This is a genomic window from Sphingomonas sp. RIT328 (assembly GCF_000632225.1).
Lineage (GTDB): Bacteria > Pseudomonadota > Alphaproteobacteria > Sphingomonadales > Sphingomonadaceae > Sphingomonas > Sphingomonas kyungheensis.
This window is the reverse complement of sequence record NZ_JFYV01000034.1, coordinates 222,883-243,455: the sequence shown is the minus strand read 5'-3', so window position 1 is coordinate 243,455 and position 20,573 is coordinate 222,883. Positions and strand designations below refer to the sequence as shown.

The following is a 20,573-nucleotide window of genomic DNA, read 5'->3' as shown; positions in this document are numbered from 1 at the left end:
GCACAACCCCGCACAACACCCAGTGTCGCGGGGTGGAGCAGCCCGGTAGCTCGTCAGGCTCATAACCTGAAGGTCACAGGTTCAAATCCTGTCCCCGCAACCATCCCAAAACACCACCAATGCCCCAGCCCCCACGGCCCGGGGCTTTCGTGCGTTCCGGGCTGTCCAGCCGAAGACACCCTCGTCCACCGCGACATCAAGATATAAAGATATCTTTATGTCAGGATTGACGACACCCGCCCGATGGTGTTGAACCGTCGTGTCGAGGTTCCCCATTTCCGCTCGCGGCGATGGGGCTAAGACGGGAAGCCGGTGGTGTCCTTCGGGACAGAATCCGGCGCTGCCCCCGCAACTGTAAGCGGCGAGCGGCGGTTCCTTCATGTGTCACTGGGTGCGTGCGCCCGGGAAGGCCGGAACCACCGTGATGACCCGTGAGCCAGGAGACCTGCCTCCGACGCGATAACGTTCCTCGGACGGGGGTTGCTCCGGTGGATCGCGCGCGATGCAGGATTCGGCGGCGACGCCGAAGCGATGCGGCCGTGTGCGCTCTTGCCTTGACCTCTGCCGATACAAGCAGGTGAGTCATGACCGACAGCGACGTCACATTCACGTTCGGCAGCATTCCGTTCGACGAAGAGTATCGCCCCGCCGACGATACGCGGATCACCACCAACTTCGCCAATCTGGCGCGCGGCGAGCGGCGCCGCGACAATCTGCGCGCGACGCTGATGATGATCGACCGGCGGTTCAACGCGCTGATGGACTGGGACAATCCGACCGGCGACCGCTATGGTGTCAGCCTCGATATCCTCTCGATCGGTTTGGACCTGGGCGCCGGCGAACCCGCCTTCCCGCTGATCGAGATGCTCGAAACCCATGTCATCGACCGGCGCAGCGGCACCCGGCTCCCCGGCATCGTCGGCAACAATTTCTCCTCCTACCTGCGCGACTACGACTTCAGCGTCGTGCTGCCCGAGCATCGCCAGCGGACCGGGCAGGGCGAACCGCCGCCGCAGTTCGGCGATCTGCACGGCAAGCTGTTCCGGCATCTGTTGCGGTCCTATGGCTATCGCGCCCGCTGCGACAAACCGCCGGTCATCTGCCTCAGCGTGTCGAGTCAGGCGGTCTATCACCGCACCGCCAATCTGCACCCGATCCTCGGCATCGAATATCAGACCGAGGCGGCGTCGCTGACCGACGCCTATTTCGCCAAGATGGGAATGACCGCGCGCTATTTCCTGCCGCCGCACGGCGCCGCGCCGCTCGCTTTCTATCATATCGGCGATCTGGTCAGCGATTACAGCAATGGCGAACTCGCCAGCACGATCAGCACGATGGAAAGCTTCCAGAAGATCTACCGGCCCGAGATCTACAACGCCAACGCCGTCGCCGCCGCCGCCTATCGGCCGAGCCTGTCGAGCCAGGATTATTCACTGACGCGCATCGTCTACGATCGCGAGGAACGCAGCCGCCTCGCCGTCGACCAGGGACGCTATGCGCAACAGCATCTGATCGAGCCGCACGGCGCGACGCTCGCGCGCTGGTCCGCGACCTGCGGCCTGTGACCGGCCCGATGCCAGAAGGACAGACCAACATGACCCACCTCTTGCCGACGACCACCGCTGGCAGCCTGCCCAAACCCTCATGGCTCGCGCAGCCGGAGACCTTGTGGTCGCCGTGGAATCTCTCCGGCGACGCGCTGGTCGCGGGCAAGCAGGACGCGCTGCGCCTCGCAGTCGACGATCAGCGGCAGGCCGGCATCACGATCATCGGCGATGGCGAGCAGACGCGGCAGCATTTCGTCACCACCTTCATCGAACATCTGCGCGGCGTCGATTTCACCCAGCGCGCCACCGTCCGCATCCGCAACCGCTATGACGCGAGCGTGCCGACCGTCGTCGGCGCGGTGTCGCGCCCCGCGCCGGTATTCGTCGAGGATGCGCGCTTCCTGCGGGCGCAGACCGCCGGGCCGATCAAATGGACGCTGCCCGGGCCGATGACGATGATCGATACGCTCTACGACGACCATTATCATAGCCGCGAGACACTCGCCTGGGAATTTGCCCGCATCCTCAACGACGAGGCCCGCGAGCTCGAGGCGGCGGGGGTCGACATCATCCAGTTCGACGAGCCGGCGTTCAACGTCTTCTTCGACGAGGCGAACGACTGGGGCATCGCGACGCTGGAGCGCGCCGCCGAGGGACTGAAGGCGAAGACCGCGGTGCACATCTGCTATGGCTATGGCATCAAGGCCAATACCGAATGGAAGCAGAGCCTCGGCGCCGAATGGCGGCAATATGAGCGGACCTTCCCCAACCTCCAGCGCTCGACGATCGATATCATCTCGCTCGAATGCCAGAATTCGCGCGTGCCGATGGAGCTGATCGAGCTGGTCCGCGGCAAGACGGTGATGGTCGGGGCGATCGACGTCGCCACCGACATGGTCGAGACGCCGGAGGCGGTCGCGGCGACGCTGCGCAACGCCTTGCGTTTCGTCGACGCCGACAAATTGTGGGCCGCGACCAATTGCGGCCTGGCGCCGCTGCCGCGCGCCGTCGCCCGCGGCAAGCTGCACGCGCTGGCGGCGGGCGCGGCGATCGTTCGCGCCGAGCTGGCGGGCTAGTCGCGCTCCGCGGTCGCGCTAGCCGCCGAACAGGCGCAGCGCGACCGCGTCGCCCATCGCGCGATAGCCCGCCTCATTGGGGTGGAGGTGGTCGCCGGTGTCATAGGCGGGGAGCAGCCGGTCAGGATGCGCGGGATCGCGCACCACCGCGTCGAAGTCGATCACCGCATCGAAGATGCCGCCGCTGCGGATCAGCGTGTTGAGCCGCTGCCGCGTCGCCTCGGTCGGCGGGGTGGCGTGATAATAATCGTTCCCGACCAGCGGCGTGATCGTCGCGCCGATCAGCGTGATGCCATGCGCATGCGCACGCGCGGCGAGTTCGCGGAAGGCCGCGGCGATCGAATCGTAGAGCGCGCGCTGGCTCACCGGGTCGACGGGCGCCTCGCGCGTCAGCCCGCCGAGATCGTTGACGCCCTCGAACACGACGGCATAGCGGACGTTGGGCCGGGCGATGACGTCGCGGTCGAAGCGCGCCAGCAGACTGGGCCCGAGCCCGTCGGTGAGGATATGGTTGCCGCCGATGCCGGCGTTGACCAGCGCCAGATGCGCGGTGCGGGCATTGCCGCCGAGCCGGCGGGCCAGCACGTCGGTCCAGCGCGTGTTGGCATTGTCGCGGACGCCGCGGCCGTCGGTGATCGAATCGCCGATCGCGACGATCGCCGCATCCGTCTTGCCGCCACTCACCTCGACATCGGCGAGATCCCACCAGCCGCCGATCGCCTGCGCATCGGGCAGCGTCTCGGCGGCGACATGATCGCCGGCGGTGACGTAGTTCGTCGCGCGGGCACCGGGATGACCGGTGTGGCGGATCGGCGGCTTGGCGAGGAACAGGCTGATCGCGAGATCGTCGCCGGCGCGGGTGGCGAGCGGCAGCGGGTCCGAATAGACCTCCGCGCCCGGCGGGATGACGGTGGTGCGCGCGCCGGCGAAGGTCAGCGGCGCGCCGTCGCGTACCGTCGCCGAACCGGGGGCGCCGCGGGCGAGGGCGGCGGCGTCGATGCGTAGCGCCGCGTCACCGGCGACGTTCGACAGGCGGACGCGGACGCGGGTGCCGCCGGCGGAGAGGTGGACGACCTGGCGGATCGTCACCGGGCCGATCGCGGCGATCCGTTCGGCGTCCGCCGCGGTGGCGACCATCTGCGCCGATCCCCAGGCGGGCACCCAGCGCGCCATCGGCGTCTGGGCGGAGAGGGCCGTACCACCCGCCAGCGCCGCGAGCAGCAGCGCCGCGCGTCCGTATCGTCCTGTCATCCGTCTCTCCTGTGTCTCGGCGTTCAGCGCGCGGGTGCCGCCGCCAGCGCCGCGGCGATCGCCGCACGCATCGGCTTGGGGCGGAGCGCGACGTCATAGGGCGTCGGGCGGCGCTTGGCATGGTCGGGGCGCGGCTCGAACCCCTCGATCCAGCTGTGCGCGTCGCTCAATCCCCAGCACAGCACGTCGCGCAGCTTGGGATAGGCGAGCGTCACGTCGAGATAGGCGCGGGTGAAATCGGCGACCGCCCGGTCGCGCGGGGCGATCGCGGCGGGCAGGTGATTGTCGCGCACGTCGAGCTCGGTGATCAGCAGGCCATAGCCCATCGCGGTCACCGCATCGAGGAAGCGCCGCCATTCGCCCTGCAATTGCGCCGCGCTCGCCGTGCCGTCGGGCCCTTGAGTGACGAGATGCGATTGCAGCCCGAGCGCGTCGACCGGCACGTTGCGCCGGCGGAAGCCTTCGAGCAGCCGCAGCACGCCGGCGCGATGTTTGGCGTTGCCGGGCTCCCAGCTCATATAGTCATTGTAGACGAGTTGCGCGTCGGGCGCCGCGGCGCGCGCGGTGTGGAAGGCGAGGTCGAGCGTCGGCTCCGCACCGCCGAGCGCCTTCGACAGCGACGTGTCGTAGAGGGTGCCATCCTCCGGCCGCACCGCTTCGTTGACGACGTCATAGCTGGCGATGCGGCGGCCGTAGCGGTTCATCACGGTGCGGATATGCGTGGTGAGCAGGGTTTCGGCGGCGGCATGCGGCTGCGCGCCGAAATCATAGTCGTTGAGCCAGCGCGGCAGCCATTTCGGTTGATGCCAGAGCAGATTGTGGCCGCGGACCGCGAGATGCTCGCGCTCCGCCCAGGCCATGATCGCATCGAAATGGCCGAAGGCGAAGGTGGTGGGGCTCGGGCGGAGATGTTGCCACTTCATCTCGTTCTCGGCGACGATCAGCCCGCATTGCGCCGCGATCAGCCGCGCATAAGCCGGGTCGGCGAGCGGCACGCCGTTGCGGCCGCCCGCTTGCCACGGCACTGCGCTGCCGAAGCGCAGACCGCGTCGCGCGGCGATCGCTTGGAGACTGTCGGGCACGGCGGCGGCGAGCGGCGCGGCGGCGGCGAGCGGCGCGGTGGCGGCACTGGCCGCGACCGCGGTGGCAGCGACGAGCAGGTCGCGGCGGGTCGGTGACATGCTCGATCCTCTCTTAATTGTTAGCGCAATCATTCGCGACCCGGACGTCCGCGTCAAGGTACGGAATGGAAAGGATGAAATGCGCCGGCACCGCGGAGGCGAGGGTCAGCGTGCCGCCATGCGCATGGGCGATCTGCCGCGCGAGGCTGAGGCCGACGCCGGTGCCGTCGGCCTTGGTCGTGTGGAACGGGCGGAAGATGCGGGCGACGTCCGCCGCGGCGATGCCGCCGCCATTGTCGCCGACATGGCAGGCCAGCGTCCGACCGTCGACGTGCAGTGCGAGCGTCACCCGCGGATCGGCCGCGCTCGCCAGCGCCGCCTCCGCGGCATTCTGGAGCAGCGCCCAGAGCGCCTGGCTGATCTGGTCGCGGTCGATCGACCAGTCGGGCAACGCCGCCGCGTCGCAGATCAGGCGCACCTGCGGCCAGCGCACCGCGAACAGCCGGGCGAGATCGTCGGCGAGCGGGGTAAGCGAGACTGCGCGACGCTGCGGCTCGGGCAGGCGCGCGAGCGCGCGATAGGCTTCGGTGAAGCGCTGCAAGCCTTCGGTGCGGCGGGCGAGCGTCGTCAGGATCTCGCGGAGCAGCGGCAGATCGGGCGCGGGCCGGTCGAGCGCGGCGACGCCGCTGTCGGCGAGCGAGACGATCGGTGCGAGGCCGTTGAGCAGCTCATGGCCGAGGACGTGGATCATCTCGCCGGTGGCGCGCGCCTCGGCGACGCGTTCCTCCTGTTCGCTGTCGACCAGCGCGGCGACGATCCGCTCGCCGCCGCGCGCGGTGAGAACGACGCGGTCGATCCGCCAGCGGCGCTCGGCATGGCGCAGATAGCGGGTATCGCGCGACAGCAGCGCGGGCGGCGGCGGCAGCACCCGGTCGTCGGTCGCGAACATCGCGCGCGCGGCGCGGTTGAGCGCGCGCACCTGCTCCGCCTCGATGCCCAGCATCGGCGTCGGCGCAGCATCGAGCAACAGCCGGTTGGCGAAGGGGTCCGCGACGGGCGGGGCATCGTGGCGCGGCGGCGGTGGTGCGACGACGAGGCTGCGCAACGCGAGCCAGAGCGCGACGAGCAGCGCGCCGCTGACCGATCCCCACAATTGCCAGCGCCACGCCGCCGCGGCGACGATACCGCAGCCGAACAGGGCGAGCGCGGTCGCCAAGGGGCGCGGGATGTCAGAGCCCATAGCGCGCCATCCGCCGGTAGAGTGCGCCGCGGCTGATGCCGAGCGCTGCCGCGGCGTGGCTGACGTTGTGGCGATGTTCGCGCAACGCCGCTTCGATCGTCGCGCGTTCGGCCTGCGACAGCGCGAAGCCCGGCTCGGCGACCGGCGTGGCGGCAGCGGCAGCGGCGGGGGGGGGGGCGGACTCGGGCAGCGCGAGCGAGGCGGCGTCGATCCGGTCGCCCTCGGCGAGCAAAGCGGCCCGTTCCACCGCGAGCGCGAGTCCGCGCACCGAATCGGGCCAGTCGGTGGCGAGGATCAGCGCCGCCGCCGCCTCGGTGAACTGAGCGGATGGGCGATCGAACCGGTCGCAGGCGGCCCGCAGGAAATGGCGTGCGAGCAGCAGCGCGTCACCCGCGCGCGCGGCGAGCGGCGGCATGGCGATATCGAGCGTCGCGATCCGCCGGCGCAGCGCCGGCATCAGCGCGGCCGCATCGTCGACGATCGCGATGCAGCGCGTGTCGGCGGGCAGGCGATCGACCAGCCGTTGCTGCGCCTGCGCGTCGAGCGCGTCGGGGCGGCGCAGGATCAACGTCGCCGGCGCGCCATCGAGCCGCGGCCAGTCGGCGGCGTCGCGCAGGTCGAGGCGCAGCGGCGGCGCCGGATCGCGCGACGCGGCGTGGATCGCACTCGCCGCGAGGCTGCGGCCACTGCCGGGCGGGCCGCTGATCGAGACGCTCGCCGGCGTCGGGCCGACGCGGGCGATCAGCGCGCGCAGCTGCTGCATCGCCGCGCTGTCGCCGATCAGCACCGGCGGCGGCGATCCCGGTACGGTGGGCGCGGCGGCGGCCGCGAGCGGGCCGCGGGCGATCGCCGCGGTGACCTTGGCAATCAACTCGGCATTGCGCCACGGCTTCATCACGAAGTCGCGCGCGCCGCTCTGCATCGCCGCGACGGCGATGCGGATGCCGCTGTGCGCAGTGAGCACCAGCACGCAGGCGGCAGGATCGGCGGCGATGATCCGCGCAAGGCAGGCGAGCCCCTCCTCGCCATCGGCGCGGCCGGCGGTGAAGTTGAGATCGAGCAGGATCGCGTCGTAGCGGTGGCGGGCGAGCCGCGACAGGCCCTCCTCGGGATCAACGGCGACGTCGAAGCGATGACCGGCGAGACGGAAGGCGATCTCCATCGCCCGTGCCACCGCGGGATTGTCGTCGATCAGCAGGATGCGCGGGCTTGACGCCTCATCCGACTGTCCATCGCCGGACACTGTGTCCGCAGGCGAACGGTCGGGCGCGCAGGGATCGGAAGAAAATCGTTCATTCATAGTGATTTAGGCTTTTCGGACAGGATCGGCGACACTGTTCGCATGATGACCGAACCCTCGTTACACGCAAATGCTTCTGCCGGCGCGGGGATGGATCGGCGCGTCGCGCCCAGGCCGCGGCCGTGGTGGCGGCGGCGCGTGGTGATCGGCGCGGCCGTCGCGCTGCTGGCGGCGCTGGCGATCTGGCGGCTGCTGCCGGCGGCGGGATCGACCGACATCGCCGCCGCGACGATCGAGACCGGCCCGGTGACGCGGGCGCCCTTCGCCGATTACCTGCCGGTGCGCGCCACCGTCGCGCCGCGGCTAACGACCTTGGTCGGGGTGCTCGCCGGCGGGCAGGTCGAGACGCTGCTGGTCCAGGACGGCGCGATGGTCGCGGCGGGTCAGCCGCTTGCCCGGCTCGCCAATCCCGAACTGCGGCTCGAGGTGCTGACCCGCGAGGCGCAGATCGCGGGGCAATTGGGTGACGTGTCGGGACAGGATCTGGCGATCGAGCGCAACCGGCTCGACCGTGCCGGGCAGCTCGCGCAGGCGCATTACGACCTGATCAAGGCGCGGCGCGACCTGTCGATCCGCCAGCAGCTCTACGACAAGGGCATCGTCTCCGACGCGGGCGTCAAGAGCTTCGCCGAGGCCGCCGCCTATCAGGAACAGCGCGTCAAGCAGTTGCAGGCGGGCGGCGCGAGCGAGGCGCGGATCACCGCATTGCAGGCGGCGCGGCTCGCCGACACGCGGACGCGGCTGTCGGGCAATCTGGCGATGGTGCGGTCGGGGCTCGACGCGCTGGTGATCCGCGCGCCCGCGGGCGGACGGCTGACCAACTTCACGCTCCAGCCCGGCCAGTCGCTCAAGCCCGGCGACCCCGCCGGACAGGTCGACAGCGAGGGTGCGTGGAAGCTGCTCGCCGATGTCGACGAATATTATCTCGGCCGCGTCGCGGTCGGCCAGTCGGCGCAGGCGGGCACGGCGCGCGCGACGGTCAGCAAGGTGCTGCCCGCGGTCAAGGACGGCCGCTTCCGCGTCGAGCTCATGTTCGCGGGCCAGGCTCCCGCCGGACTCAACCGCGGCCAGACGATCGATGTCCGCATCACGCTCGGCAGCACGCAGCCGGCGCTGGTCGCGCCGATCGGCGGCTGGCTCGATACCGGCGGCAGTTCGGTGTTCGTGCTCGATGCGGACGGCGGCCATGCGCGGCGGCGCGCGATCACGATCGGCCGGCGCAACGCCGAACAGGTCGAGATCCGCAGCGGCCTCGCCCCCGGCGATCGCATCATCACCTCCTCGACGGCGTCCGTGAAGGGCGACCTCCTCAACCTCCGCTGAAAGGACGAACCCGTGATCCGGCTCGAGAATATCCAGCGCCGCTACGTCTCCGACGAGATCGAGACGACCGCGCTGCACGACATCAACCTGCACGTCGCGGCCGGCGAGTTCGTCGCGATCATGGGGCCGTCGGGGTGCGGCAAGTCGACGCTGCTCAACACGCTCGGCACGGTCGATCGGCCGAGCGCCGGGCGCTATCTGTTCGGCGAGCGGGACCTGGCGACGCTCGACGAGGCGGCGCTGGCGCGGTTCCGCGGCGCCCACCTCGGCTTCGTCTTCCAGAGCTTCAACCTGATCGACGATCTGACGATCGAGGAGAATGTCACGCTCGGCCTCGCCTATCGCAAGGAGGCGGTGCAGGGGCGGCGCGAACGCGTCGCCGCGGCGATGGACAAGGTCGGCATCGCGCATCGCGCGCGCCACTATCCCCACCAATTGTCGGGCGGCCAGCAGCAGCGCGCGGCGATCGCGCGCGCGATCGTCGGCAATCCGTCGCTGATCCTCGCCGACGAGCCGACCGGCAACCTCGACACCAGCAACGGCGAGCAGGTGATGAACATCCTCGCCGGCCTCAACGACGACGGCGCGACGATCGTGATGGTCACCCATTCGCCGAGCCATGCCGACATGGCCAAGCGCCGCATCGACATGCTCGACGGCCGCATCGTCGCCTCCGCCGCCCGTGCCCTCTGACCGTCAACGAAAGGCTATCCCCATGCGTCCTCGTCTCACCCTTCTCCTCGCCGGACTTGCCGTGCCCGCAATCGCCCAGGATGCGCCGCCGCGCAGCTTCGCCGTCGGCGCGTTCGACGCGGTCGAGCTGACCGGGGCGGACAGCGTCGTCGTCGTCGCCGGCGCGACACGCTCGGTCGTCGCCAGCGGCGATCCGCGCGCGGTCGCGGCGCTGGCGATCGACGTGCGCGGCGATACGCTGCGCGTCGGCCGCCGTCCGGGCAACTGGCGCGACACGGGCGCGCGTGTCACCGTGACGGTGCCGCAGCTGCGCGCCGCGGCGATCCCCGGTTCCGGCTCGATCCGCATCGCGTCGGCGACCGGCCGCACCTTCACCGGCTCGATCAGCGGATCGGGCACGCTGCGCGTCGACGGGCTCGATGCCGAGGCGGCGCGGTTCGCGCTGCCGGGATCGGGATCGATCGTCGCGGCCGGACGCGCCGGCACGGTGGGAATCGCGCTCGACGGATCGGGCAAGATCGACACGCGCGCGCTCGCCGCCCCGTCCGTCCGCGTCACGATGGGCGGATCGGGCGAGATCGCCGCGACCGCGACGCGCAGCGCCGATATCGATGCCGGCGGCAGCGGGTTGATCCGCATCGGCGGCGGCGGCCGCTGCGCGATCCATAAGAGCGGCAGCGCCATCGTGCGCTGCGGCTGAGCCGGCCCGCCCCTCGCCATGTCGTCCGCCCCTGACCCCCGCTGCCAGCCGCCCAGCCCGCTGCGCGACATCGCCCTGATCGTCGTGGCGGTCGCCGTCGCTGTGCTGCTCGCCCACGTCCATGTCGACGAGGTGCGGCTGCGCTGGCGCGGGTCGGGCGCGATCTCCTTCGGGCGTGCCGGCCATCTGTCGATCGCGATCGATGGGTCGAGCGGCACGCCGCCTTCCGTGACGGAGCCCCTTTGATGAACCGCTTTGCGCTGCTGTCGCTCTATCGTTCGCTGATCCGCCACAAACTCTATGCCGCGCTCAACATCGGCGGCCTGGCGGTGGGGATCGCGGTGTTCCTCGTCCTCGGCCTGTACGTGCGGTTCGAGACGAGTTTCGAACGCTGGCTGCCGAACCATGACCGGATCTATCTGGTCGAGACGGTGTGGGATTTGCCGGGGAGCCCGTTCAATGGTCCGTCGGGCGAGACGATGGGCGATCTGCTCACGCAATTGCGTGAGGATTTCCCCGGCACAGTCGGCACGCGATGGAGCGGCGGACGCAACGGCGGCAGCGTGCTGCGCAACGGCGTCGCGACGCAGGAGGATGTCGCGCAGGTCGATGCGAGCTTCTTCGACGTCTTCGACCTGCCGATGGTACGCGGCAGCGGCCGCCAGAGTCTGGCAACGCCGAGCGGTGCGGTGATCAGCGAGAGCCTCGCCAAACGCTATTTCGGCAGCAGCGATCCGATCGGTCAGACGATGACGATCGTCGGGGAGGGGCCGCAACGCTATCGCGTGACCGGCATCTTCCGCGATCTGCCCAAGAACAGCGAGATGCAGGCGACGATCCTGATCCGCCTGCCGCGAAACCCGCCGAATCCGCAATGGACGCACTGGGGCAGCACGTCGCTGGCGACGTATCTGCGCTTCGACACGCCGGCGGCGGCGCGCGCCTACGAACAGAGGTTGCCGGCGTTCGTCGATCGCCGGGCGACGCATGACATGGGCCCATCGCCGTCCAAGTCGATCGCGATCGCGCTGATGCCACTCGATGACGTGCATCTCGCGCCGAATGTCGGTGAGGGGACGCGGCTCACCGTCGTCACCCTCGGGCTGGTCGGCTTGCTGACGCTGCTGATAGCAATGGTCAATTACGTCAACCTCGCCACCGCCCGCGCCGGCCTGCGCGCACGCGAGGTGGCGATGCGCAAGGTGCTCGGCGCGGATCGCGGGGCGCTAATCCGCCAGTTCCTCGGCGAGGCGGTGCTGACCGCGGGGCTGGCGGCGCTGCTCGGGCTGATCCTTGCCGAACTCGGCCTGCCGCTGGTCAATGCCGCGGGCGGGCTGTCGCTGACCATCCCCTATGCTGTGGTGGTGCCGGCGCTGGTCGCGCTGGCGGTGGTGATCGGCATCGCCGCGGGCTTCTACCCGGCGGTGCTGCTGGCGCGTGTACCGGCGGCGGCGGTGCTCGCCTCGGCGCGCGCGCCGGGCGGTGGCCGTGCGGGGACGCGGGTGCGCGAGGCGCTCGTCGTCTTCCAGTTCGGGCTCGCCATCGCCTTCATGATCGGCACCGCGGTGCTCGTCGCGCAGACTCGCTACGTCCGCAACGCCGACGTCGGCTATCCGCGCGAGGGGCTGATCATCGTGCCCTCGCTCGCCGACCCACAGATCGGCAAGGCCCGCGCGCGTGAGATCCTCGCGACCCTGCGCGCGCTGCCCGGGGTGACCGCGATCGGCACCGCCAACGCCACTGTCGGCGGCAGCGGCAGCTCAAGCAGCGACAACGTGCCGCTGCCGGGGGTCGCCGGGTCAGGGCCGTCGCTCAACTGGGTCGATGTCGGACCGGGGTTCTTCGACACCTATGTTATCACTCCGATCGCCGGGCGTCTGTTCGACGATGCGCATGCCGCCGACAATCGCGCCAAGCAAAACCTTGGCGTCGGCGTCAACATCCTGATCAGCCGCAAGGCGGTGACGACGCTCGGCTTCCGTTCGCCGCAGGAGGCGATCGGCAAGACCGTCGGCGGCGACCGGCCGCGGACGATCGTCGGCGTGGTGCCCGATATCCGCTTCGTCTCGCCGCACGATCCGATCGCGGCGACCTATTATTACTATACGCCCGATCCGCTCGAGCTGAACTTCGTCACGGTGGCGGCGCTGCGCTTCACCGGCGATCCGCGCGATATGCTCGCCCGCGTGCGGCAGGTGTGGCAGCGGATGGCGCCGCAGGTGCCGTTCGCGGGCAAGACCGCCGACGAGCGGCTCGCACGCTTCTACGCCGCCGACGATCGCGCCACCCGCCTGTTCGGCATCGGCGCCGGACTGGCGGTGCTGATCGGCTGCGTCGGCCTGTGGGGCCTCGCCTCGTTCAACACGCAGCGGCGGGTCAAGGAGATCGGCATCCGCAAGACGCTGGGCGCCTCCTCCGCCGATATCGTGCGGCTGCTCGTCGGCCAGTTCCTGCGGCCGGTGCTGGTCGCCAATCTCGTCGCCTGGCCACTCGCCTATCTGGCGATGCGGACGTGGCTGGCGGGGTTCGACGATAGGATCGCGCTGTCGCCGCTCTACTTCGTCGCGGCAAGCCTGATCGCGACGGCGATCGCGGTGCTCACCGTGCTCGGCCAGTCGCTGCGCGCGAGCCGCGCCGCCCCCGCCTGGGCGCTGCGTCACGAATGACGCAGCGCCGGCGGCGTCAGGGGTCGAGCCGGCAACCCGTGGTGCGTACCGGGTTGCAGCGCGCCATCACGCCGCCGGGCAGCGTGACGTGGAAGGCGAGCCTGGCGGGATCGGGCGCGCCGGGGTAATAATCGGTGCTGACCGCCTGCGCGCCGCTCGCCGCAGCGGCTTCGGCCTTGCGCAGATCGTGGCCGCGCGCCTCGACGGTGTTGGCGTCGGTGCGGGTGCGGACGATCAGCCCCGCCTCGACCCAGCGGCGGATCGCCGCGCCATCGGCGATCGGATCCTGGACGATCTCGATCGCCGCCTCGGGCGCGCCGGCGGGATACCAGCCGAACATCGCGCGCCCGGCCAGCGAGGGATGGCCGGCGCGATAGACCGCGGACACCGCGTCGCGCACGTCGAACAGCACGTAGACGCGCCCCCGCGTCGCCGCGAGCGACGGCCAGCCGTGCGTCGTCACCGCGGCGTGGAGCGTCGGCGCGGCGCCGCGGACTTCGTCGGGGGTGATCAGCCGCTTGCCGGGGAGCGCGGCGCGGATCTCGGCATCGAGCGCGTCGAGCAGCGCAGGCTGGTCGAGCGGCAGCGGCGGGCTCACCCGCCCGTCCTTGTCGGGCGTATCGGCGGCGTTGATCGTCACCATGATCGGCAAATGCCGCGGATGCGCGCGCGACCAGGCGTCGATCTCGCCCAGGCAGCGGCGCAGCGTCACGCAGGTCGAGATATAATCCACGTCCGGAATGTGGAACACCTTGAAGCCGGGGCGCAGCATCGCGGCGCGATCGAAGCCGGTCGCCTCCCCCGCCGCGCGGGCGATCGCCTCACCCTTGGGATCGGCATAGCGGCCGCCGGCGGGATCGGCGAAGATGTCGATCTCGAGTTGGCGCACCCCGGCGTCGAGCTGCGCGGCGAGCGGCAGATGATAATAATCGAGCGCATCGGCAAGCTTCGGATCGCGCGCGCGCAGGCTCCGCATTACCGCCGCCGGGATACGCGCCTTGAAGCTATTATGCGAGCCGACGACCTGGATGTCGTTCATCCGCAGCGCCGGGCGCGTGGCGGGAGCGGCCAGCGCGGCTCCCACCGATATGACCGCCGCGGCCAGGGCGATGACCGTGCGCATCAGAATTCCGCCCGAATGCCGAACAGGATCGTCCGGCCGTAATAGTTGATCTCGCCGAACCGCAGGCTGTTGTCATTATACGTATCCTGATGGGCTCCTGCGATGTTGATGCCCTCAAGACTGAGCGTCAGATTCTCGGCGGCACGCACCGACAGCTGGCCGTCGAGCGACCCGAAGGCGGCGACATAGGTCGGTGCCTGCACCGTGCTGCCCGTGCTCGACAGATATTTGTCGCGCCAGACATAGGAGAGCCGCGCCGACAACGGCCCCTTGTCGTAGAAGCCGACCAGGTTGAAACTGTTCTTCGACAGGCCGATCAGCTGATCCTTGATGGTCCGCGACCCGGCGGTGTAATCCGCCTTCACTTCTGTGTGGGTGTAGCTGCCCTGCACGCCGAAGCCGTCGAACGGCGCGGGCAGGAAGGTGAAGACCTGGCTGTATGCCGCCTCGGCGCCGTACACCTTGGCATTGCCGCCGTTGACCGAGCTGGAGAGGCGGACGGTGCCGCGGCCCGGTATGTTGATCTGCGTATTCGACTGGGTGATGTAATCGTCCATCGCCTTGTAGAAGACCGCCCCCGACAGCAGGCCGGACGGCGCGAAATACCATTCCATCGACCCGTCGAACTGGGTGGCGAGGAAGGGGACGAGCTGCGGGTTGCCGCCGCTGGCGGTCGGCGCGTCGGTCGAGACGGTGATGCGCGGCGCGGTGTCGGTGACGTTCGGTCGGGTCAGCACCCGGCTCGCCGCGAGGCGGCCGACGAGTTTCGAAGTCAGGTCGGCGCGCAGGTTGAAGCTGGGCAGGACGTTGTTGAACGTCTTGGGATAGCTGACCGGTGTATAGGTGCTGCCCGAGGTCAGCGTGCCGCTCGCCACCTGATCGGTGTGGACGTAACGCGCGCCGACATTGCCGCTGACCGGGATTTGACCCGCGTCGAACCGGTAATCGGCGCGAACATAGCCGGCCGCGATTTTCTCCGTCACGACGAAGGCCGAGCGGCGGTCGCCCAGCGACAGCGGCGAGGCGGCGATGGCTGGGGTGAAGAAAGAGCCGACATAGGCGTCCGTCACCGGCACCAGCCAGTTGCGGAAGGCATCGCCGCTGACCCCCGACAGGAAATTGTCGTAGGGAAGCTGCTGATAGGCGCCCGCGCCCAGATTGGTCAGCGGCTGGTTGGTGGCGGTGTCGATCAGATAGTCGCGGCGGAAATAGTCGCGCTTGCGCCAGTGATATTCGCCGCCCGCCTGCAGCTTCGACAGGATGCCGTCGAAATCATGCCCGACGTCGAGACGCGAGTAGAAATCCCAGTCCTTGCTGTTCTTGGGCGCGATATTGAACTGGTAAAGCTTGTAATTGGCCGGATTGGTGACGTCGATCGGCGTGGTGAAGGTCGGCATGTGCTGATAGCCGCCGCTCGCGTCATAGGTCAGCGGTCCGTAGAAATACGCGCGGCTGCGGACCGTGCCGGTCTTATAGTCCGGGTGGAAGCTGTGCGCAGACGACCAGTTGACGTTGGCGGTGACATGCCAGCGGTCCGGGTTCCACGTCTGCTTGAGGCCGGCGGTGATGAGATCGTGGCGATTGAGGCTGTATTCGCGCGACGCCATGAAGCGCGCATTGTTGATCGTCGCCTTGGTGATCGTGTCGCCGACGACGGTATAGCCCGGCTGGAGTTGCGAGGTGGTCTTGATGCCGCCGATGGTGACGCCGCTGTCGTCGGGATAGATGTCGAGGCCGAATTCGTCATAGGCGACGTCGAGGCGGGTCGCCATCAGGTCGATAGTCGTCTGCAGTTCGGGCGTCGGTTGCCATTGTGCGGACACGATGCCGGAGACGCGCTTGCGATCCTCGGTCTCGACGGTCGGGCGCGTGCGGGTCGGCGAATAGAGGCCGGCCGGGATGCTGCCGGCGTTCGGGCCGGTATAGCGGTCGAGCAACCAGCCGAAATTCATGAAACGGTCGTTGCGGACGGTCTTGCCCCAATATTGCGCCCCGGCGAGCACGCCGAACGTGCCGTCGCGGTTCTTCGCGCTGGTCAATACCGTGATGTTCGGGCGCACGTCCTTGGTCTGCGTGGTATAGGTGCCGCGCATGTTGATCGTCGTCTTGTTGCCGACCTCGAGCGGGCGAAAGGTCTTGACGTCGATATTGCCGCCCAGCGCGCCCTCGCTCATGTCGGCGGTCGGCGTTTTCACCACGTCGATGCTCGAGGTGAATTCGGCGGGCAGCATTTCGAAGCGGAACTGGCGGCCATTGGCGCCGCCATTCTCGATTAGATCGTTGAGCGCGACCGAACGGCCGTTGAGCTGCGTGTTCTGGAACTGCGGGCCGAGGCCGCGGACGCTGACGTAAAGGCCTTCGCCGCGCGGACGCGTGATCGCGACGCCGGGGACGAGCTGCAGCGCCTCGGCGACGTTCTGCGTCGGGAATTTGCCGATGTCGGTCGAATTGATCGAATCGACGCCGTAAGCGGCGCGGCGCTTCGTCTCGATGCCGGCGGCAAGGCTGCGCGCGTAACTGCCGTTGACGACGATATCGCCGTCCTCCGCCGGCGCCGCGGCGTCGGTCGCGGTCGTATCGGCAGGAGCGGTCTGCGCAGCGGCGGGTGCGACGGCGAGCGCGACGACGGTGAGCGGCAGCGTGGCGCCGAGCAGGCGCGAAATGCGAGACATGAGTTATTCCCCCCGGCGTTATGCCGTTGGCCGCGCCGCTACGGGGGCAAGGTTACACGCCGGCGTAGCGCCGATGTCGCTTCGGTGACGTCTTTACTAACGTTATGAACGGTATGCTGACGGATTCTGCTGCGGTGCAGCACGCTGATTGCTGGCGTGGAAGTGTTATGGCCGGTCCGGAACCGATCTCCATTGAAAATGCTGAATATTTCGGCGTGGCCACATTTGTCATGGAACGGAAATGCGGCAGCTATGTTGCTGTATCCGAAATAAAAGGGGAGTTCCGGCGTGAATACCGACCTCGACATGATCGATACGCTCGCGGCGCACGGCGAGCGGCGGCGCGACCGGCGCGCCTTCTTCAAGGCGGCGGTGGGCGCAGCGGCGGTGGGCGCAGGTGCCTTCCTCGTCAGCCAGCAGGCCCAGGCGCAGACGACGCTCACCGACGCAGACATCCTCAATTTCGCGCTCAACCTCGAATATCTCGAGGCGAACTTCTATTATTATGCCGTCTATGGCACCGGCATCCCGGCGACGTCGATCACCGGGGTCGGTACGCCGGTCGTCGCGACCGGTGGCCAGAAGGTCGCGTTCCAGGACAGCCTGCTCGCCGAGATGGCACGCGAGATCGCCGAGGACGAGCTGGCGCACGTCAACTTCCTGCGCTCGGCGCTGGGGTCGGCGGCGGTGGCACAGCCGGCGATCGACATCGGCGTCAGCGCGACGAGCGCGTTCAGCACCGCGGCGCAGGCGGCGACGCTGATCCCGGCGGGTGCGACGTTCAACCCGTACAGCTCGGACCTCGCCTTCCTCTATGGCGCCTTCCTGTTCGAGGACGTCGGCGTCACCGCCTATAAGGGCGCCTCGGCGCTGATCACCAACAAGACCTATCTGGATGCCGCCGCCGGCATCCTCGCCGCCGAAGCCTATCATGCCAGCATGATCCGCACGACCATCGACCAGCTCGGCGGCAATCCGGGGCTCAAGGCATCGACGATCCGCGGCGACACCGAACTCGTTTCCGCGGCGCGCGACAGCCTCGACGGCACCACCGACCTCGACCAGGGCCTTGCCTATGTCAGCTCGGGGGCAGGGGACACGTCGAACATCGTTCCGACCGACGGCAACGGCATCGCCTTCGGGCGGACGACGGGGCAGGTGCTCAACATCGTCTATCTCAACAAGGCGCAGGTCACCGCCGGCGGCTTCTTCCCGGCCGGGGTCAACGGCACCATCCGCAGCAGCGCCAACAACGCTCCCGCGACCAACGGCTGAGCCTCGGCACCAAAGGGGAATTATCATGATCGATCGTGAAACGCTGCTCGAGGTCTTCGATATCGCCGAGCGTCGCCGTACCGAACGCCGCCGCTTTCTGCGCATGGCGGGCACCGCCGCGGCGGTGACCGGCGCCGCCGGCCTGCTCGCCGCCTGTAACAATGGCGACGACAAGGCCATCCCGTCGCCGGCACCGACGCCCACGCCGACCAGTTCGCTCGTCGCCAGCGACGTCGACATCCTCAACTTCGCGCTCAACCTCGAATATCTCGAGGCGAATTATTATTCGTTCGCGGCGTTCGGCACCGGCGTCAACGCATCGTCGCAGACCGGTACCGGCACGCAGGGCGCGGTGACCGGCGGCGCCAAGGTGCCGTTCGCCGATGCCTCGGTCGCCGCTTATGCGCGCGAGATCGCGGCGGACGAGAACCAGCATGTCCTGTTCCTGCGCCAGCAGCTCGGTTCGGCGGCGGTGGCGATGCCGGCGATCAACATCGACGGCAGCGCGACCGGCGCCTTCACCGCCGCGGCGCGCGCCGCGGGCGTGGTCGATGCGACGAGCGGCACGTTCAACCCTTATGCGTCGGACGAGAACTGGCTGCTCGGCGGCATGCTGCTCTCCGACGTCGGCGTCACCGCCTATAAGGGAGCGGCCTCGCTGATCTCGAGTTCGGTGATCCTCGATGCGGCGGCGGGCATCCTTGCCGTGGAGGCCTATCACTCGGGCCTGCTGCGTACCCTGTTGTATCGCAAGGGGCTGGCGATGCCGGCGCTGCGCACCAACGCGGACAAGATTTCGAACGCCCGCGACACGATCGACAATGCGACCGATGACGATGTCGGCATCAGCCCGGTGACGGTCAACGGCGGCACGGCCTCCAGCATCGTCCTCGCCGACAATAACGGCATCGTCTACGGCCGCTCGACGGGCGACGTCCTCAACGTCGCCTTCCTCAACGCCGGCGCGGTGACCAGCGGCGGCTTCTTCCCCGCCGGCGTCAACGGCAACATCAAGGCATCGACCGCGGCCTGATCCTAGACGGCCGGTACGCGCATCTCCTGCGCGTGCCGGTCGATGAGAATCGCGCTCGCCGCGTTGAGCCCGACCAGCTCGACCGCGATGCCGTGGCGGCGCATCCTGGCGACCAGCTCGTCGAGCGTGCCGACGGCGGTGACGTCCCACAGATGCGCCGCGGTCAGGTCGATGCGGACGTTGCGCGCATCGTCCGCCAGATCGAAATGGTCGGCGAAGATCTCCGCACTGGCGAAGAAGATCTGGCCGCTGACGCGGTACAGGCGGGTATCGGTCGCGGCGTCGTAATCGACCGCGACGTGCATCAGCCGCGTCACCTTAAACGCGAAGAACACGCCGCTCAGCAGCACGCCGACCGCGACGCCGGCGGACAGGTCGTGCGTGGTGACGGTGACCGCGACGGTGGCGAGCATCACCGCGCCCGACGTCTTGGGGTGGCTGATGAGGTCGCGCAGCGATCCCCAGGCGAAGGTGCTGATCGACACCATGATCATGATCGCGACCAGCGCCGCCACCGGCACCTGTGCGACCCAGGGCCGCAGCGGCACCATCACGACGAGCAGGAACACGCCGGCGACCAGCGTCGACAGCCGACCGCGTCCGCCGTAGCGGACATTGCCGACGGTTTGGCCGATCATGCCGCAGCCGGCGATGCCGCCGAACAGGCCCGCGGCGATATTGGCGAGGCCGAGGCCGCTGCACTCGCGCGCCTTGCTGCTCGTCGTCTCGGTCAGATCGTCGACCACGGTCGCGGTCATCATCGATTCGAGCAGCCCGACCGCGGCCATCGCCAGGGCATAAGGCGCGATGATCGCCAGGGTCTGCCAGTCGAGCGGCACCGCCGGCCAGCCGAATCGCGGCAGCGCATCGGGCAGCCGGCCGAGATCGGCGATGGTGCGCAGCGGCATCGGGACCAGGACGCTGATCGCGGTGAGCACGACGATGCAGATCAGCGGCGACGGCACCGCCTTGGTCACGCGCGGCGCAAGGTAGATGATCGCGAGGCCGAGCGCGATCATCGCATAGGTATGCCAGTCGACGCCGAGCAGCTGCGGCACCTGCGCCGAGAAGATCAGGATGGCGAGCGCGTTGACGAAGCCGGTGCGCACCGACCGCGAGACGAAGCGCAGCAGCACGTCGAGCTTGCACAGCCCGAAGACGATTTGGAGCAGCCCGGCGAGCACCGTCGCGGCAAGCAGATAGGACAGGCCGTGCGCATGGACCAGCGCGGCGGCGACCAGCGCGACCGAACCGGCGGCGCCGGAGATCATCGCCGGGCGGCCGCCGGCGATGGCGATGACGATGCCGATGACGAAGGAGGCGAACAGGCCGACCTCCGGATCGATGCCGGCGACGAAGGAGAAGGCGATCACCTCGGGGATCAGCGCGAAGGTGCCGACCATGCCGGCGAGGATGTCGCGGCGCGCGCCGGCGGCGGTGGTGAACCATTCGGCGCGGTAACGGGAGAAGGATGTCATATATCGAATGTCCGCAGGACCGCTTCCGCCGGACTCGGCGTCGGATGACTAGGAAGCGGATTTGCGTTGTCCGGC

The 20,573-nt window shown here is 69.1% G+C and carries 16 protein-coding genes, 1 tRNA gene, 1 riboswitch and 1 other annotated feature (1 of these 19 running past the window's edge); of the genes, 10 read left to right on the top strand and 7 right to left on the bottom strand.

All coding sequences use genetic code 11. The annotated features are described in order from the left end of the window. Nucleotides 1–26 precede the first annotated feature (26 nt). The 3 genes from BW41_RS15075 to BW41_RS15065 all read left to right on the top strand — a co-directional run bounded on the left by BW41_RS15075 (nucleotide 27) and on the right by BW41_RS15065 (nucleotide 2,623). Nucleotides 27–103 (top strand) — tRNA-Met (locus BW41_RS15075). Between the two features lie 146 nt (nucleotides 104–249). After that, nucleotides 250–467: riboswitch (cobalamin riboswitch) on the top strand. Between the two features lie 117 nt (nucleotides 468–584). Next, nucleotides 585–1,565, top strand: coding sequence for a putative oxygenase MesX (locus BW41_RS15070; RefSeq protein WP_037535316.1), 981 nt, complete (start codon nucleotides 585–587; stop codon nucleotides 1,563–1,565). Nucleotides 1,566–1,594: 29 nt separating this feature from the next. After that, a complete protein-coding gene (locus tag BW41_RS15065) occupies nucleotides 1,595–2,623 on the top strand; it encodes a methionine synthase (RefSeq protein ID WP_037535315.1) in 1,029 nt (342 codons plus the stop codon). An 18-nt stretch (nucleotides 2,624–2,641) separates the two neighbouring features. On the opposite strand, the gene BW41_RS15060 is transcribed toward BW41_RS15065, so the two are convergent. From BW41_RS15060 to BW41_RS15045, 4 genes are read right to left on the bottom strand one after another with little or no spacing between them, the layout of a single operon-like run. After that, a complete protein-coding gene (locus BW41_RS15060; protein ID WP_037535314.1) occupies nucleotides 2,642–3,874 on the bottom strand; it encodes an SGNH/GDSL hydrolase family protein in 1,233 nt (410 codons plus the stop codon). A gap of 23 nt (nucleotides 3,875–3,897) precedes the next feature. After that, nucleotides 3,898–5,055, bottom strand: coding sequence for an endo-1,4-beta-xylanase (locus BW41_RS15055; RefSeq protein ID WP_037535313.1), 1,158 nt, complete (start codon nucleotides 5,053–5,055; stop codon nucleotides 3,898–3,900). 13 nt (nucleotides 5,056–5,068) lie between these two features. Then, nucleotides 5,069–6,235 carry a sensor histidine kinase gene (locus BW41_RS15050; RefSeq protein WP_051583520.1) on the bottom strand — a complete coding sequence of 389 codons (1,167 nt, stop codon included), beginning with the start codon at nucleotides 6,233–6,235 and terminating at the stop codon, nucleotides 5,069–5,071. Further along, nucleotides 6,225–7,478 (bottom strand): sigma-54-dependent transcriptional regulator, encoded by a 1,254-nt coding sequence (locus tag BW41_RS15045; RefSeq protein ID WP_037535311.1) that lies wholly within the window; start codon nucleotides 7,476–7,478, stop codon nucleotides 6,225–6,227. The genes BW41_RS15050 and BW41_RS15045 overlap by 11 nt, the downstream gene beginning before the upstream one ends. Nucleotides 7,479–7,673: 195 nt before the next feature. On the opposite strand from BW41_RS15045, the gene BW41_RS15040 reads away from it, so the two are divergent. Genes BW41_RS15040 through BW41_RS15020 form a run of 5 tightly spaced genes read left to right on the top strand, consistent with a single transcriptional unit; the run spans nucleotide 7,674 to nucleotide 12,917 of the window. Then, nucleotides 7,674–8,858 carry an efflux RND transporter periplasmic adaptor subunit gene (locus tag BW41_RS15040; protein WP_235199784.1) on the top strand — a complete coding sequence of 395 codons (1,185 nt, stop codon included), beginning with the start codon at nucleotides 7,674–7,676 and terminating at the stop codon, nucleotides 8,856–8,858. A gap of 12 nt (nucleotides 8,859–8,870) precedes the next feature. Then, on the top strand, nucleotides 8,871–9,551 hold the full coding sequence (locus tag BW41_RS15035; protein ID WP_037535309.1) for an ABC transporter ATP-binding protein: 681 nt from the start codon (nucleotides 8,871–8,873) through the stop codon (nucleotides 9,549–9,551). A 22-nt stretch (nucleotides 9,552–9,573) separates the two neighbouring features. Beyond that, nucleotides 9,574–10,251, top strand: coding sequence for a head GIN domain-containing protein (locus BW41_RS15030; RefSeq protein ID WP_161773135.1), 678 nt, complete (start codon nucleotides 9,574–9,576; stop codon nucleotides 10,249–10,251). 18 nt (nucleotides 10,252–10,269) lie between these two features. Then, nucleotides 10,270–10,497, top strand: a complete 228-nt coding sequence (locus tag BW41_RS15025) for a hypothetical protein (protein ID WP_037535308.1) — start codon at nucleotides 10,270–10,272, stop codon at nucleotides 10,495–10,497. After that, nucleotides 10,497–12,917, top strand: coding sequence for an ABC transporter permease (locus BW41_RS15020; RefSeq protein ID WP_037535307.1), 2,421 nt, complete (start codon nucleotides 10,497–10,499; stop codon nucleotides 12,915–12,917). The genes BW41_RS15025 and BW41_RS15020 overlap by 1 nt, the downstream gene beginning before the upstream one ends. Before the next feature lie 16 nt (nucleotides 12,918–12,933). Here the strand turns inward: BW41_RS15020 and BW41_RS15015 are convergent, their stop codons facing one another. After that, on the bottom strand, nucleotides 12,934–14,040 hold the full coding sequence (locus tag BW41_RS15015; protein ID WP_037535306.1) for a Ca2+-dependent phosphoinositide-specific phospholipase C: 1,107 nt from the start codon (nucleotides 14,038–14,040) through the stop codon (nucleotides 12,934–12,936). Continuing rightward, nucleotides 14,040–16,712, bottom strand: coding sequence for a TonB-dependent receptor (locus BW41_RS15010; protein ID WP_037535305.1), 2,673 nt, complete (start codon nucleotides 16,710–16,712; stop codon nucleotides 14,040–14,042). Before BW41_RS15010 ends, BW41_RS15015 begins: the two co-directional genes overlap by 1 nt. A 306-nt stretch (nucleotides 16,713–17,018) precedes the next feature. Between BW41_RS15010 and BW41_RS15005 the strand changes: the two genes are divergently transcribed. Beyond that, a complete protein-coding gene (locus BW41_RS15005) occupies nucleotides 17,019–17,987 on the top strand; it encodes a ferritin-like domain-containing protein (RefSeq protein WP_152542332.1) in 969 nt (322 codons plus the stop codon). A 25-nt stretch (nucleotides 17,988–18,012) separates the two neighbouring features. Beyond that, entirely contained in the window at nucleotides 18,013–19,020 is a 1,008-nt protein-coding gene (locus tag BW41_RS15000) for a ferritin-like domain-containing protein (RefSeq protein ID WP_037535303.1), read from the top strand. A 2-nt stretch (nucleotides 19,021–19,022) separates the two neighbouring features. Here the strand turns inward: BW41_RS15000 and BW41_RS14995 are convergent, their stop codons facing one another. Further along, nucleotides 19,023–20,498, bottom strand: coding sequence for a SulP family inorganic anion transporter (locus BW41_RS14995; RefSeq protein WP_037535302.1), 1,476 nt, complete (start codon nucleotides 20,496–20,498; stop codon nucleotides 19,023–19,025). Between the two features lie 64 nt (nucleotides 20,499–20,562). Next, nucleotides 20,563–20,573, bottom strand: a sequence feature (sul1 is cis-regulatory element that is thought to sense ions involved in sulfur or methionine metabolism; They are found in Alphaproteobacteria); it runs 45 nt beyond the window's last position.

Excerpts from the sequence above, each read along its gene's own strand:
- BW41_RS15015 (WP_037535306.1), bottom strand. The coding sequence starts at position 14,040 with ATGCGCACGGTCATCGCCCTGGCCGCGGCGGTCATATCGGTGGGAGCC.
- BW41_RS15030 (WP_161773135.1), top strand. The coding sequence starts at position 9,574 with ATGCGTCCTCGTCTCACCCTTCTCCTCGCCGGACTTGCCGTGCCCGCA.
- BW41_RS15055 (WP_037535313.1), bottom strand. The coding sequence starts at position 5,055 with ATGTCACCGACCCGCCGCGACCTGCTCGTCGCTGCCACCGCGGTCGCG.
- BW41_RS15005 (WP_152542332.1), top strand. The coding sequence starts at position 17,019 with ATGATCGATACGCTCGCGGCGCACGGCGAGCGGCGGCGCGACCGGCGC.
- BW41_RS15060 (WP_037535314.1), bottom strand. The coding sequence starts at position 3,874 with ATGACAGGACGATACGGACGCGCGGCGCTGCTGCTCGCGGCGCTGGCG.
- BW41_RS15000 (WP_037535303.1), top strand. The coding sequence starts at position 18,013 with ATGATCGATCGTGAAACGCTGCTCGAGGTCTTCGATATCGCCGAGCGT.
- BW41_RS14995 (WP_037535302.1), bottom strand. The coding sequence starts at position 20,498 with ATGACATCCTTCTCCCGTTACCGCGCCGAATGGTTCACCACCGCCGCC.
- BW41_RS15065 (WP_037535315.1), top strand. The coding sequence starts at position 1,595 with ATGACCCACCTCTTGCCGACGACCACCGCTGGCAGCCTGCCCAAACCC.
- BW41_RS15025 (WP_037535308.1), top strand. The coding sequence starts at position 10,270 with ATGTCGTCCGCCCCTGACCCCCGCTGCCAGCCGCCCAGCCCGCTGCGC.
- BW41_RS15050 (WP_051583520.1), bottom strand. The coding sequence starts at position 6,235 with ATGGGCTCTGACATCCCGCGCCCCTTGGCGACCGCGCTCGCCCTGTTC.
- BW41_RS15020 (WP_037535307.1), top strand. The coding sequence starts at position 10,497 with ATGAACCGCTTTGCGCTGCTGTCGCTCTATCGTTCGCTGATCCGCCAC.
- BW41_RS15010 (WP_037535305.1), bottom strand. The coding sequence starts at position 16,712 with ATGTCTCGCATTTCGCGCCTGCTCGGCGCCACGCTGCCGCTCACCGTC.
- BW41_RS15070 (WP_037535316.1), top strand. The coding sequence starts at position 585 with ATGACCGACAGCGACGTCACATTCACGTTCGGCAGCATTCCGTTCGAC.